15 protein-coding genes and 1 other annotated feature are annotated in these 14,585 nt (G+C 36.9%); of the genes, 13 read left to right on the top strand and 2 right to left on the bottom strand.

Going from position 1 to position 14,585, the window contains the following annotated elements; genetic code table 11:
- Positions 1-167: 167 nt before the first annotated feature.
- The gene (locus AC0IXC_RS09760; RefSeq protein WP_002129216.1) at positions 168-1,235 is read left to right on the top strand and encodes an AI-2E family transporter; all 1,068 of its coding nucleotides are present in this window, start codon (positions 168-170) and stop codon (positions 1,233-1,235) included.
- Positions 1,236-1,273: 38 nt separating this feature from the next.
- On the opposite strand, the gene AC0IXC_RS09765 is transcribed toward AC0IXC_RS09760, so the two are convergent.
- Positions 1,274-1,618 carry a PH domain-containing protein gene (locus AC0IXC_RS09765; protein ID WP_471652853.1) on the bottom strand — a complete coding sequence of 115 codons (345 nt, stop codon included), beginning with the start codon at positions 1,616-1,618 and terminating at the stop codon, positions 1,274-1,276.
- A gap of 237 nt (positions 1,619-1,855) precedes the next feature.
- Positions 1,856-2,074, top strand: a binding site (T-box leader).
- A gap of 41 nt (positions 2,075-2,115) precedes the next feature.
- Here AC0IXC_RS09765 and alaS point away from each other — a divergent pair.
- The 12 genes from alaS (at position 2,116) to AC0IXC_RS09825 (ending at position 14,239) form a co-directional block, all read left to right on the top strand.
- Positions 2,116-4,758, top strand: a complete 2,643-nt coding sequence (gene alaS, locus AC0IXC_RS09770; protein ID WP_002034110.1) for an alanine--tRNA ligase — start codon at positions 2,116-2,118, stop codon at positions 4,756-4,758.
- Between the two features lie 78 nt (positions 4,759-4,836).
- Positions 4,837-5,103, top strand: a complete 267-nt coding sequence (locus tag AC0IXC_RS09775) for an IreB family regulatory phosphoprotein (protein ID WP_000348591.1) — start codon at positions 4,837-4,839, stop codon at positions 5,101-5,103.
- Positions 5,104-5,106: 3 nt separating this feature from the next.
- On the top strand, positions 5,107-5,520 hold the full coding sequence (ruvX, locus tag AC0IXC_RS09780) for a Holliday junction resolvase RuvX (protein ID WP_001221204.1): 414 nt from the start codon (positions 5,107-5,109) through the stop codon (positions 5,518-5,520).
- Positions 5,521-5,532: 12 nt separating this feature from the next.
- Positions 5,533-5,811: a DUF1292 domain-containing protein gene (locus AC0IXC_RS09785; RefSeq protein WP_002034112.1), complete on the top strand. Its 279-nt coding sequence runs from the start codon at positions 5,533-5,535 to the stop codon at positions 5,809-5,811.
- Positions 5,812-6,052: 241 nt separating this feature from the next.
- A complete protein-coding gene (gene mltG / locus AC0IXC_RS09790; RefSeq protein ID WP_002015278.1) occupies positions 6,053-7,123 on the top strand; it encodes an endolytic transglycosylase MltG in 1,071 nt (356 codons plus the stop codon).
- A gap of 215 nt (positions 7,124-7,338) precedes the next feature.
- Positions 7,339-7,980, top strand: a complete 642-nt coding sequence (locus AC0IXC_RS09795; protein WP_002034114.1) for an O-methyltransferase — start codon at positions 7,339-7,341, stop codon at positions 7,978-7,980.
- A 7-nt stretch (positions 7,981-7,987) separates the two neighbouring features.
- Positions 7,988-8,917, top strand: coding sequence for a peptidase U32 family protein (locus AC0IXC_RS09800; protein ID WP_002015276.1), 930 nt, complete (start codon positions 7,988-7,990; stop codon positions 8,915-8,917).
- A gap of 18 nt (positions 8,918-8,935) precedes the next feature.
- Positions 8,936-10,216 carry a peptidase U32 family protein gene (locus AC0IXC_RS09805; RefSeq protein ID WP_002143215.1) on the top strand — a complete coding sequence of 427 codons (1,281 nt, stop codon included), beginning with the start codon at positions 8,936-8,938 and terminating at the stop codon, positions 10,214-10,216.
- A gap of 17 nt (positions 10,217-10,233) precedes the next feature.
- Positions 10,234-10,872, top strand: a complete 639-nt coding sequence (udk, locus tag AC0IXC_RS09810) for a uridine kinase (protein ID WP_002015274.1) — start codon at positions 10,234-10,236, stop codon at positions 10,870-10,872.
- Positions 10,873-11,148: 276 nt separating this feature from the next.
- Entirely contained in the window at positions 11,149-11,625 is a 477-nt protein-coding gene (gene greA / locus AC0IXC_RS09815; protein ID WP_105584419.1) for a transcription elongation factor GreA, read from the top strand.
- 92 nt (positions 11,626-11,717) lie between these two features.
- Positions 11,718-13,472 (top strand): peptidoglycan D,D-transpeptidase FtsI family protein, encoded by a 1,755-nt coding sequence (locus tag AC0IXC_RS09820; protein WP_215590203.1) that lies wholly within the window; start codon positions 11,718-11,720, stop codon positions 13,470-13,472.
- A gap of 116 nt (positions 13,473-13,588) precedes the next feature.
- Positions 13,589-14,239, top strand: a complete 651-nt coding sequence (locus AC0IXC_RS09825; RefSeq protein WP_002034119.1) for a YrrS family protein — start codon at positions 13,589-13,591, stop codon at positions 14,237-14,239.
- A gap of 36 nt (positions 14,240-14,275) precedes the next feature.
- Here AC0IXC_RS09825 and AC0IXC_RS09830 read toward each other — a convergent pair whose 3' ends face one another.
- A complete protein-coding gene (locus AC0IXC_RS09830) occupies positions 14,276-14,491 on the bottom strand; it encodes a YrzA family protein (RefSeq protein ID WP_002015268.1) in 216 nt (71 codons plus the stop codon).
- Positions 14,492-14,585 lie beyond the last annotated feature (94 nt).

Here is a 14,585-nt window from a genome sequence, read left to right on the forward strand (position 1 = left end):
TCCTGATTATATTTTGACATTCTGTATTTTCAGGGGTGGTTGTCCTTATTATGTTAAATATATGTACGTCTTTAAAAAACAGTATGGTCTGTATAAAAAGATTTTAAAACTTTTGCACATAACCTAACCTATTTATTTTCAAAATAAAGATGGAGGAGGTTTTTCGTGTGAAGAATCTTAAAATCATTTGGATATATCGTTTAGGATTATTGTTACTCGTTTTTCTTTGTTTGCTCGTCTTTTTAAAAATCAAGCCACTATGGGCACCGATTATTTTTGTATTTAAAGTGGCGATCACACCGTTCTTTATTGCTTGTTTTATTGCTTATTTATTACACCCTTTAATTGAAAAAATCCATAAGGAAGGAATGCCACGCACACTTGCTATTTTGCTCATTTATATTCTTTTCTTTGGCGGAATTGGCTATGGAATTTATAAAGGAACGCCAGTTGTTATTAAACAGTTACAAGAAATTAATGAACAATTTCCGCAGTTTACAAAAATGTACGATTCTTGGATGGATGGAGTTACAGAACAAACAGCGAATTTCCCATCATTTATTCATGAAAAGGTGAAACAAATTTTTGGTGGTGTAGAAACGAAGATTCAAGCGCTTTTAAATAAAGTCATGAGCACAGCTCGTGGTGTACTGGATTCGTTACTCATTATTTTCTTAATTCCGTTCATTGTATTTTACATATTAAAAGATTACGGTGAGTTTTATCATATATTTTGGAAATTAGTCCCGAGTAAGTGGCGTAGTACGGGGCAAATGCTTGCGAAAGAAATTGATAAATCACTCGGAAGTTATATTCGAGGGCAGTTATTTGTTTGCTTAGTATTAGGGGGAGTATCTGTTCTTTCTTTTTGGTTTATCGGTATGAAATATCCATTGCTGCTCGGCATTATTATTGGGGTAACGGATATAATCCCGTACTTTGGTCCTATTTTAGGGGCGATTCCCACGTTGATGATTGCGGCAACGGTATCAACAAGTTTACTCATTAAGGCGGGGATTACAATTGCTATTTTGCAATTTTTGGAAAGTAACATTTTATCGCCTTACATCGTTGGTAAGTCGCTTCGTATGCATCCTGTGATCATTATGTTTGCATTACTAGTAGGGGGAGAAGTTGCGGGGATTGTAGGATTACTAATATCGGTTCCTATTTTAGCGGTCATTCGGACAGTGGTCGTTCATGTGAGACCTCTTTGGAAAAAAGAAGATGTGTAATATGATAGCCCTCTACTTATAAAAGTAGAGGGCTATCATTATTTAGAGAGTTGCTCGTGTATTGGTTGAACGAGAGAGCTTACATCATTTGTTTGAATATGTTTTATTTTTTTCCATTCATTATCGTACATAAATATAATTTGATTGCTGAAAAGACGCTTTTGCTCTTGTAGATTAGAAATGTTTGCAAAAGAGTACTCTTCAAATATTGGGTTCTTACTTACATCTGGTCCATAAAAGAAGAGCCGTTTGTTCGTTAAAATTAACAGTCCTGGTCTTGCGACGGAACGATATATAAATATATTTAATGAGCATGCTGCATAAAAAAGGATTTTTTCATCAGTTGTTAACATTTCTTTAGCTTGATTCAATAAGGTTGTCATTGTAATCGCTCCTTTATTGTTAATAATTTAATTATAACAAATAATGTAATATTTAGAAATTTGCATAAAGTATTTTTTGAGAGAAGATTCCTATTTAGTAATAAATGCATAATATATTTAAAGGCTGTTAAGAATGAATAGTAGAATAACTATGATTAATAAGCAATTGATACAATATAAATGATTATCTACATTGACAAACTTAAGAGAATTCTATTATATTTAGTCATATAATACATTAAATCAATGACGGAACAAGTACGTTACAGTCCATTTGTAGAGAGAAGCTTCCACTGGCTGAAAGGAGCTTTAAATGAAGGGTAACAGAAAGCTAATCCTGAGAGCAGCTAATCACTGCCGTCTTGCCACGTTACGGCACCATGAGGTGATGAATTGATTGTTATAATAATCAATTCATAATTAGGGTGGTATCGCGAGTTAACTCTCGTCCCTTTTATTAGGGGCGGGAGTTTTTTATATTTAAGGAGGAAAATACAATGAAACAACTAACAGGCGCACAAATTCGTCAAATGTTTTTAGACTTTTTCCAAGAAAAAGGACATGCAGTAGAACCAAGTGCATCACTAGTTCCTCATGAAGATCCATCTCTGTTATGGATTAATAGTGGTGTAGCGACATTAAAGAAATATTTTGATGGTCGTGTAATCCCACAAAATCCACGTATTACAAATGCACAAAAATCAATTCGTACAAACGATATTGAAAACGTGGGGAAAACGGCTCGTCACCACACATTCTTTGAAATGTTAGGGAACTTCTCAATCGGTGATTACTTCAAAGAAGAAGCAATTACTTGGGCTTGGGAATTTCTAACGAGCGACAAATGGATCGGATTCGATAAAGAATTACTATCTGTTACAATTCATCCGGAAGATGAAGAAGCATTCACAATTTGGAATGAGAAAATGGGTGTTCCAAAAGAACGCATCATCCGTTTAGAAGAAAACTTCTGGGATATCGGTGAAGGGCCAAGTGGACCGAATACAGAAATTTTCTATGACCGCGGTGAATCTTACGGTAATGACTTTAGTGACCCAGAATTATATCCGGGCGGAGAAAACGAGCGTTACTTAGAAGTATGGAACCTTGTATTCTCTCAATTTAACCATAATCCAGACGGTTCATATACGCCACTTCCTAAGAAAAACATCGATACAGGAATGGGTCTAGAGCGTATGACATCTATCGTTCAAGATGTACCTACGAACTTTGATACAGACCTATTCATGCCGATGATTGGTGCAACAGAATCAATTTCTGGTGAGAAATATCGTAATGGCGATTTAGAAAAAGATATGGCGTTTAAAGTAATTGCTGACCATATCCGTACAGTAACATTCGCTGTTGGTGACGGTGCTCTTCCATCTAACGAAGGCCGTGGTTATGTATTACGTCGTTTATTACGCCGTGCTGTTCGTTATTCTAAGAAATTAAACATCAACCGTCCGTTCATGTTTGAATTAGTACCGGTTGTTGGAGAAGTAATGAAAGACTTCTATCCAGAAGTACTTGAAAAGAAAGATTTCATCGCAAAAGTTGTGAAGAATGAAGAAGAGCGTTTCCATGAAACACTTCATGATGGTGAATCAATTTTAGCTGAAGTAATTGCAAAAGCGAAAGAAGAAAAAACAACTGTTATTTCTGGCGTAGATGCGTTCCGCCTATACGACACGTACGGTTTCCCAATTGAATTAACAGAAGAATATGCAGAAGAAGCTGGTATGACAGTTGATCAAGCGGGCTTTGAAAATGAAATGGAGAAACAACGTGAGCGTGCACGTGCTGCTCGTCAAGACGTTGATTCTATGCAAGTTCAAGGCGGTGTACTTGGTGAAGTTAAAGTAGCGAGCGAATTCGTTGGCTACGGTACAGTTGCAACAGAAAGTAACGTTGTTGCACTTGTGAAAAATGGTGAGTATACAGATAGCTTACAAGCAGGTGAAGAAGGACAATTAATGCTTGATGTAACGCCATTCTACGCTGAGAGCGGTGGGCAAATTGCAGACCGTGGTTACCTTCTTGCTGACGGCGTGAAAGTTGTTGTAAAAGACGTACAAAAAGCACCAAATGGTCAAAACTTACACAAAGTAGTTGTGGAAGAAGGTACATTAACGAAAGATGCGGCTGTAAAAGCTGTTATTGATACAAAGAACCGTAGTAGCGTTGTGAAAAACCATACAGCAACTCACTTACTACACCAAGCATTAAAAGATATACTTGGAACGCATGTTAACCAAGCTGGTTCTCTTGTAACATCTGAACGTTTACGTTTTGACTTCTCTCACTTCGGTCAAGTACAAGCTGATGAATTAGAAAAAATTGAGCGTATCGTAAACGAAAAAATTTGGGAAAGTATTGATGTTGCGATTTCTCAAAAAGCAATCGAAGAAGCGAAAGAAATGGGCGCAATGGCATTATTCGGTGAAAAATACGGCGATGTTGTACGCGTTGTGCAAGTAGGCGATTACAGCTTAGAGCTTTGCGGTGGTTGTCACGTTGATAACACAGCTTCTATTGGTATTTTCAAAATTGTTGCTGAGTCTGGTATCGGTGCAGGAACTCGTCGTATTGAGGCGGTAACTGGTAAGTCTGCATACGAATTAATGAACGATCAAGTAGGTTTATTAAAAGAAGCAGCAGGAAAAATGAAAACAAATCCAAAAGATATTTTAACAAGAGTTGATGGTTTATTTACTGAAGTAAAACAACTTCAAAAAGAAAACGAATCTCTTGCTGCGAAATTAAGCAATATCGAAGCTGGAAACTTAACTGATTCAGTAATGACAGTTGATGGCGTGAACGTATTAGCGGCGAAAGTAAATGTTGCAGATATGAACAACTTACGTACAATGATGGATGACCTTAAAAATAAATTAGAGTCTGCAGTTGTTGTATTAGCGTCTGTAAATGACGATAAGGTAAACATTTTAGCTGGCGTAACGAAAGATTTAATTAGTCAAGGTTACCATGCGGGTAAACTTGTGAAAGAAGTAGCTTCTCGTTGTGGAGGCGGCGGTGGTGGCCGTCCTGATATGGCACAAGCAGGCGGTAAAAACCCAGCGCAAGTAGAGGAAGCTTTAGCGTTTGTACAAGAGTACGTTAAATCTGTTTCAAAATAAAGAGATAGTAGTGTACAATGGTAGGGAGAGGAGAAGTTCTTCTCCCTATACTTACTACTTACAAGTGAGGTGCTTGAAATGGACGGTTTTGATAAGACAATGAAGTTTAGCATTCAAGATGAAAAACAGAGTGTCCATGTAAATGATGTACTTTTAACTGTGTATGATGCACTTCAAGAAAAAGGTTATAATCCGATTAACCAAATCGTCGGTTATTTATTAAGTGGAGATCCAGCATACATACCTCGCCATAAAGATGCACGAAGCATCGTTCGCAAGCTTGAACGTGATGAGATAATTGAAGAGCTTGTGAAGTCTTACTTGAAACATCATCGTGAGGAGTAGTTTATGCGGATATTAGGTTTAGATGTTGGTACTAAAACAGTCGGTGTTGCAATGAGCGATGAAATGGGCTGGACAGCACAAGGGCTGGAAACAATCAGGATTAACGAAGAACGAGGCCACTTTGGTTTTGACCGTATTTCTGAGTTGGTAAAACAGTACAATGTGGACAAAATAGTAGTAGGTTTACCTAAAAATATGAATGGTACAATCGGCCCTCGTGGTGAAGCGTGCCAGCAATTTGCAGAAAACCTGCGAAATCTGTTACAATTAGAAGTTGTAATGTGGGACGAGCGTTTGTCGACGATGGCAGCGGAACGTCTGCTCATTTCAGCTGATGTGAGCCGTAAGAAGCGAAAACAGGTAATCGATAAGATGGCTGCAGTCGTGATCTTACAAGGATTTTTAGATAGTAAATAAGAGGTGACCAAAATGGAAGAAAATCAAATTACAATTGTAGACGAAAAAGGAAACGAACATTTATGTGAAATTATTTTCACTTTTGATGCTGAAAAATTCGGCAAAAAATCTTACGTAGTCTTCTCTCCAATCGGTGAAGTAGACGAAGATGGAGACCAAATCTTCGATGCAATGGCATATGAGCAAAGTGAAGAAGAGGGTGGAACATTACTTTCAATTGAATCTGAAGAAGAGTGGGAAATGGTACAAGAAATGTTTAACACTCTTGCTGATGAGCAAGAAGAAGAATAGTAATGGATAAAAAGGCGAACTGTGTACACAGTTCGCCTTTTTTGTATTCATATGCAACATGACAGATTTTTTGTCGAAACTACGTAATTGTTTATAGTATAATAAGACGGGTTGTATGAAAAAAGGCTTTAAATAAGTAGCTGTCACCGATTATTTAGAAATGATTGGTTTTGCTTTATGTTTGTAGGGCATTGTATAGAGGAAGTGTATACGGTCTACAATTGAATAAGGAGGAAGAATTTTGGTAGAGAATCAAGTGAAGAAGAAGCGTAGACGTATTTTTTTAATTTCGATTATCGCACTGCTTTTAGTTTGTGGATCAGTCTATGCGTATATTTCATCTGCATTAGGACCAGTTGATAGTGGAAATAAAAAAGAGATTGAGGTAGAGATTCCAAAGGGGTCATCTACAAGTAAAATCGGTGAGATTTTAGAAGAAAAAGGTGCTGTGAAAAGCAGTACAGTTTTTAGTTTTTATACGAAATTTAAGTCGAAAAGCTTACAAGCAGGTACATATTTATTAAATCCTTCGATGAGTGCTAACGATGTCATTGAACAAATGTCATCTGGCAACGTACATCGTCCGGCTCTTTATAAAGTGACGATTAAAGAAGGGGCGCAAGTAACTGAAATTGCTGAAGTGATTGCGGCAGAATTAAAGTGGAATAAAGATGATGTTGTGCGTCAATTAAACGATAAAGCATTTATTCAAAAAATGCAGCAAAAGTATCCGAAGCTATTAACAGATAAAATTTTTGATAGCAACATTAAATATCCACTAGAAGGATACTTATATCCAGCAACGTATTCTTTCTATAAAAAGGATACGAAATTAGAAGAAATTGTAATCCCGATGCTTGAGAAAACAAATGCAATTATTGTTCAAAATGAGGCGAAAATGAAAGCGAAGAACTGGGATGTTCATCAACTTCTCACGTTGTCTTCACTTATTGAAGAAGAGGCTACTGGCTTTACTGATCGCCAAAAAATCTCTAGTGTTTTCTATAATCGTCTAGCGAAAGGCATGCCGCTTCAAACGGATCCGACGGTATTATACGCGCTTGGAAAGCATAAACAACGTGTATTATACGAAGACTTGAAAGTAAACTCACCGTACAATACGTATGTTGTGAAAGGGTTGCCGGTTGGACCGATTGCAAACTCTGGTAAACATTCAGTGGAAGCAGCGTTAGATCCTGCGCAAACAGATTATTATTATTTCTTAGCTGCACCAAGTGGTGAAGTGTATTATGCGAAAACATTAGAAGAACATAATGCATTAAAGCAAAAATACATTACGAAAAAACAGTGAAATGGGGAGGGATAGCGAAAAGGGTCGCATATCCCTCTTTTTTGTGGTAAAATATATCGGGTTAAAAACTGGCAGAAGAATCGTTTTTAATATCAAAACGGGACGTACAAGCTAAGGGTGAAACTGGCTTGTATTTTTATTGCATTCTATGTGTGAAAAGACAAAGGTTGACGCGTCATAGAGGCACTTCTCCATGTAAATAAGGAGGACCAATTATGGAGGATGCAGTTAACGAGTACCTATTATCATTTATTGATCCAAAAGATAAATTAATTCTTGAAATGGAAGAGTATGCAACTGAAAACCATGTGCCGATTATGGATCGACTTGGAATGGAATTTATGCTGCAATTTTTACGTTTAATTGGACCGGAAAGTATTTTAGAACTTGGAACAGCAATCGGTTATTCTAGTATTCGTATGATGCAAGCTATTCCGAACTCTCGCATTGTGACAGTAGAGCGCAATCGTGAACGATATGAAAAGGCACTTGAATATATAGAATGTTCCTCGGTAACAGACCGTATTTCTGTTATTTACGGTGATGCTTTAGAAACGGGCGAACAAGTGAAAGAACATGGAACATTTGATGTTATTTTTATTGATGCAGCGAAAGGGCAGTATCGTCGCTTTTTTGACTTATACGAACCGTTATTAAATCCTGGTGGCGTTATTATTTCAGATAACGTTATGTACCATGGTCTTGTGACGACAAAAGAGAAAATTGAAAATAGACGTACCCGTGGTTTGATTCGTCGTATTAAGACGTACAATGAATGGCTTATGAATCATGAAGGATATGATACAACGATTTTCCCGATTGGCGATGGAGTGGCTGTAAGTAAAAAGAGAGGGTGACAAAAGTATGAAGAAACCTGAATTGTTAGTAACGCCTAGAGCGGTGGCGGATATTGAACCTCTTGCGAAAGCAGGGGCAGATGCAGTAATGGTTGGTGAACAAAAGTTTGGTTTACGTTTGGCAGGAGAGTTTTCACGTGAAGATGTGAAACAAGCTGTAAACATTGCGCATGAAAATGGTGTGAAAGTATACGTTGCAATGAATGCAATGTTCCACAATGATAAAGTAGAAGAATTAACGGACTATGTTGCCTTTTTAAATGAGGTAAATGTAGATGCGATTGTTTTCGGAGATCCAGCGGTATTAATGGCTGTTCGTGAAGTTGCACCAAATATGCAACTTCACTGGAATACAGAAACGACAGCAACAAACTGGTTTACTTGTAACTATTGGGGGCAAAGAGGAGCGAAACGCGCTGTATTAGCTCGTGAGCTTAGCTTAGATGAAATTGCTGAATTAAAAGAAAATGCTGAAGTGGAACTTGAGGTACAAATTCACGGTATGACTTGCATGTTCCAATCGAAGCGTTCACTAGTAGGAAACTACTTTGAGTATCAAGGGCGTAATCTCGACATCGAAAAGAAAAAGTATGAAGAGAATATGTTCTTATACGACCCGGAACGTAATAACAAATATCCAATTTATGAAGATGAAAATGGTACTCACATTATGAGTCCGAATGATATTTGTTTCATCGATGAGTTAGAGGAACTAATCGATGCTGAAGTCGATAGCTTAAAAATTGATGGTGTCCTAAAAAGTTCTGAGTACATTATTGAGGTAACGAAGAAATATCGTAAGGCGATTGATTTATGTGTAGAAGATCGTGATGCGTATTATGACGTGAAAGATGATTTATTTAAAGAGATAGAAGAAATACAACCGGTAAATCGTCCATTAGATACAGGATTCTTCTTTAAAGAAACGGTTTACTAAACGAGGAGGGTGTAGGAAATGGCTGTACAAGAAATTTCACGAGTGATCGATGGCAAACGCGTTATTGTGAAAAAACCTGAACTGTTAATCCCTGCGGGTAACTTAGAAAAATTAAAAGTAGCTATCCATTATGGGGCAGATGCTGTATATTTAGGTGGACAAGAATTTGGTCTTCGTTCTAATGCAGGTAACTTTACGCTGGAAGACATGGCAGAAGGCGTTGAATTTGCAAAGAAATATGGAGCAAAAATATACGTAACAACAAATATTTTTGCACATAATGAAAATATGGATGGGCTAGAGGAATATTTAAAAGGGATTGAAAAAGCTGGCGTAACGGGAATTATCGTTGCCGATCCGCTTATTATTGAGACATGTAAACGTGTGGCGCCTTCTGTTGAGGTGCATTTAAGTACACAACAATCACTATCCAACTGGAAAGCAGCACAGTATTGGAAAGAAGAAGGTTTACATCGTCTTGTATTAGCTCGTGAAGCAAGCTATGAAGAAATGAAAGAAATTAAAGAAAAAGTTGATGTTGAAATTGAAGCATTCGTCCATGGTGCAATGTGTATCGCGTATTCAGGGAGATGTACATTAAGTAACCATATGACAGCGCGTGACTCTAACCGTGGTGGTTGTTGTCAATCTTGCCGCTGGGATTATGATTTAGTTCAAACGGTATCACAACATAAAGATGCAAAAGAGCTTCCTCTATTCCAAGAAGAAGATGCTCACTTTGCGATGAGCCCAAAAGATTTAAATTTAATCTTATCAATTCCGAAAATGATTGAAATTGGAATTGATAGCTTAAAAGTTGAAGGACGTATGAAATCTATCCATTACGTAGCGACTGTAGCAACTGTATATCGTAAAGTAATTGATGCGTATTGTGCGGATCCGGATAACTTTGAGTTTAAACAAGAATGGTTAGATGAACTTGATAAATGTGCAAATCGTGATACAGCTCCTGCATTCTTTGAAGGGGTTCCAGGACATCAAGAGCAAATGTTTGGAAATCATAGTAAGAAAACAACGTATGATTTTGCTGGTTTAGTGTTAGATTATAATGAAGAAACGGGCATCGTAACGCTTGAGCAACGTAATCACTTCAAACCAGGACATGAAGTGGAGTTCTTTGGGCCAGAAATAGAAAACTTTACGCAGACGGTGGAGAAAATTTGGGATGAGGATGGAAACGAATTAGATGCAGCGAGACATCCGTTGCAAATCGTGAAATTCAAAGTGGATCAACCAGTGTATGTGAATAATATGATGCGCAAAAACATACTTCAATAAGAAAGAGTGGTAGTCGAATGGGGACGAATAAGCCTGTTGTAATTGGAATCGCTGGTGGTTCAGGATCAGGAAAAACAAGTGTAACGAAAGCGATTTTTGACCATTTTAAAGGTCATTCCATTTTAATCTTGGAGCAAGATTATTATTACAAAGATCAAAGCCATTTACCAATGGAAGAACGTTTAAAAACAAATTACGATCATCCGTTAGCGTTTGATAATGATTTGTTAATTGACCATTTGCAGCAGTTGCTTGCATATGAGCAAGTGGAAAAGCCTATATATGACTATACATTGCATACGCGTTCAGAAAAAATTATTCCAGTTGAGCCGAAAGATGTAATCATTTTAGAAGGAATTCTTATTTTAGAAGACCCACGTCTTTGTGAGTTAATGGATATTAAGGTGTTCGTTGATACAGATGCAGACCTTCGTATTTTACGCCGCATGCAGCGCGATATTGAAGAGCGCGGTCGTACAATGGATTCAGTTATCGACCAATACGTAAACGTTGTACGTCCAATGCATAATCAATTTATTGAGCCTTCTAAGAAATTCGCGGATATTATTATCCCTGAAGGTGGACAAAACCATGTTGCAATTGATATTATGGTTACAAAAATTGCAACAATTCTTGAACAAAAAGTAAATTTGTAATAGCATAGTAAAAGATATACGATAGGAAGGGATTTTTTCCCTTCTTATCGAATACAATGAAACATGAAACCTCACCTACCAATAGGTGAGGGCATATTTATATCAACTTTCCATACATACCTTCTTTATATAAGGAAGAATTGGAGAATAAGGGGTTGTATGTGACAACTCCACTAGTGCTACGTGTGCTAGAAACCTCCGCTATATAAGCGGAGGAGTTTTCATATGGAACTCCTCTTTTTTTCGGGGGATTGGTATATAAAAGGAGTGGAAAACATGGCAACAGAAAAAACATACCCTATGACGCAAGAGGGTAAGCAAAAACTAGAGAACGAAGTTGAACAATTAAAAACAGTAAGACGTAAAGAAGTTGTAGAGCGTATTAAGATCGCACGTAGCTTCGGAGATCTTTCAGAGAACTCTGAGTATGATGCAGCGAAAGATGAGCAAGCATTCGTAGAAGGACGTATTACACAACTTGAAAACATGATTCGTAATGCGGTTATCATTGAAGACAATGGTGAAGAGTCTACAGTTGTAACATTAGGTAAAACAGTAACATTTAAAGAGTTACCAGGTGGAGACGAAGAAGCATACATAATCGTAGGTAGCGCAGAAGCCGATCCATTTGAAGGAAGAATTTCTAACGATTCTCCAATCGCAAAAAGCTTATTAGGTAAGCAAATTGGTGAGAAGGTAGCAATCCAAACACCAGGTGGAGAAATGCAAGTAGAGATTATCTCTGTAAAATAACGTAAAAAATCACTCGTGTAAAAACGAGTGATTTTTTATTTGTATAAAAGGTGAAACACCTCGTCTAAACTACAATAGACGAGGTGTTTTTTATGAAAATGAAACGGAGAATTATAATTGTTTTAATTTGTTTTATGGGTGTGATTTTTTTATTACTTTGTCGTTTAATCCAAATACAGATTATAGATACGGAATCATTTACTGACCGAAATATCAATCTGATTGAAAAAAGTGTTACGCAACGAACACAATCACTTACAGTAGATAATGGAAGAGGGCATTTTACAGATCGAAATGGTAAGGAAATTGGTGAAGAGAAATATCCAGTCTTAATTGTTTTTCCATTTTTACAAATAAAAAATGACATGTTAGAGAAAATTGCGCATATCATTGGTGTGTCGAGACAAGAGATAAGACTGCAAATGAAAAATAAGAATCAAGCATTTATATTACGAAGGGAGAATACCCCATTTCAATTAACGCTCGAGCAGATGAAGAAGGTAAATCAATTAGATATTTTAGGTATTGTAGCAGCAGAAGTTCGACTGAAGCAAATGGGAGAGGCAGATCATTTAATTGGTGATGTGGGAGAGAATGAACAGGAATTTCAAAAGCGTTATGGAGAAATGAAAAAAACTTCGAAACAAACGCCAATTGGTATTTCTGGATTGCAACAATCATTTGATGAATTTTTACTGACTGATGGAGAAGCGAAAGTACTATATCAAGTGGATCGACAAGGAGAACCGATTTTTGGGAAGCAGGCGAAATACACTTCGCCAGGAAATCCATTTTATCCAGTTACTATTCAAACAACAATACATAAAACGTTGCAACGACGAGCAGAGAAGATTATAGATGAAAACGGAATAAAAAAAGGTGGGTTAGTATTACTAGACATAAAGAATAGTGAAGTTGTAGCAATGGTAAGTAGGCCTTCTTTACAGATGAATGATAGGAGGATATATAAAGCTACACTTGAAAATCAAATGTTAACTCCTCATTTTCCGGGGTCTGTTTTTAAAACAGTAGTTGCAGCAGCAGGAATTGATGAGAATTTGGTGCGGTTTAATCGTACATTTAACTGTAATACGGATTTATACGGTGAAAATCTTCCACAAGTTATGATGGGGTCATTAAACTTTAAGGAAAGCTTTGCTAGAAGCTGTAATCGAACGTTTGCCGTATTAGGTGGTGAACTAATACAAAAGGATAGGGAAGTATTAGAAACGTATTTAGAGGCCTTAGGAGCACGTGAGAAGGTAGGTTGGAAAGGTTCGGTATTTCATACACCAGAATTTGAGCAATTGCCAGAAGAAAAGAGTGCTATTATTTGGGAAAGCGAAGAAAATAAAGATAGTAGAAAAGCGGTTGCTCAAACGATGGTCGGACAAAAAGATGTACGTGTGTCACCTCTAGCTATAGCGAATATGATGGCGACAATTGCTAGAGGTGGAGAGAAGATGGAAGTGAAAGTCGTTAAAAAAATAGTGTATAAAAATGGAACCGCCTTTTTTACATTTGAAAATCATAAATTAAATGGGAAACAGCTTTCTTATGAAACGATGAAAAAATTACAACAGTTGTTAAGAGGCGTTGTAACGATGGAGAAAGGAACGGGAACCGCATTCCGTTCGTTGCCACTAACTGTCGCTGGAAAATCTGGGACGGCACAAACAGGAAAAGGAGAGAGGGTGAATCGCTGGTTTGCAGGTTATTTTCCATATGAAAATCCAAGATATGCTTTAGTTGTAGTTGATATAGAAACAGATAGTAATGAAAATGTAGTCACACCAGTTTTTGCAGAAATGGTAGAGGAAATTCATCAATTAGAAATTGAAAAGTAATCTTGCAATTATTTATGAAATGTTTTCATTTCGTGAAAATATTATTGTAAATGTTCAACCTTTCTAGATTTAATGTTACAATAGCAAGTATGAAAAACTGCATGGAGGTTTGAAGAATGGCAGGAGGATCTAGATTCCAACAGAAACAACAAAAACGTCGTCAAAACGGTGTTTTAAATATTGCAATCGCTATTGTATTAGTAGCAGTAGCTATTGTAGCATATCAATTGTTTGTTCCTGACACAAAAGAGCAAGCGTCTTCTAATGATAAAAAGGTAGCTCAGCAAACAACAAAAGAAAATAAAGCTGAGAAAGCAAAAGGTAAAGAAGAGACGAAGAAGAACGAGCAAGATAAGACAGAGGCTAAGAAGAAGGAAGAAGAAGAGAAGCAAAAGGCTGAGGAAGAAAAGAAAAAAGCTGAAGAAGAAGCGAAAGCTAACGAGAAAGCACCAGCTGAAAAAACACAGTCACAGGCAACAGATGCTTATACGAAATCTTCTTGGAAGCCAGTAGGTACAGAGCAAGGTGCAACACCTGCGATGACGTTTAAAAAAGGTACAGCAGATTGGAATGAGATGAATCAAGCGATTTCAGCTGCAATTGACGTTCCAGTAAATCAATTAGTTATCCATAGAATTGGAAATAACGGTAAGAATAAAGCTTACGGTAACGTACAAGATAAACAATCAGGTAAAAAATATTATGTAAATATTGATTGGGTAGACAATGAGGGCTGGAAACCAGTACTCGTTCAAACTCTAAACTAAAAAAAGAGAGGCTCTTAAGAGCCTCTCTTTTTTTAGTTAGCGTAATTTCTTTAATTTAAAATGAACAACCGCACTATAATAAGGTCTTTTGCTTTCAGGATCCATAATCATTTGGTGAGAAATATGATGAACTTCGAGCATAAGTGCTTTATTATTATCGATTTGTTCGTTAATTTTTTTTTCTAGAGAAACTAAGTTTGCAGCCTCGAAAAATTCTACTTTATCTTCTAACATTTCAAAGGTAAATGACACGAAGATGCCCCCTCTCCTATGATAATCACCTATAGTGTAACAAAGAAAAGAAGGAAATACTACGTACATTTCAATTGACATTTTTAGAAAGAGA

Source organism: Bacillus sp. AC266 (genome assembly GCF_979253805.1).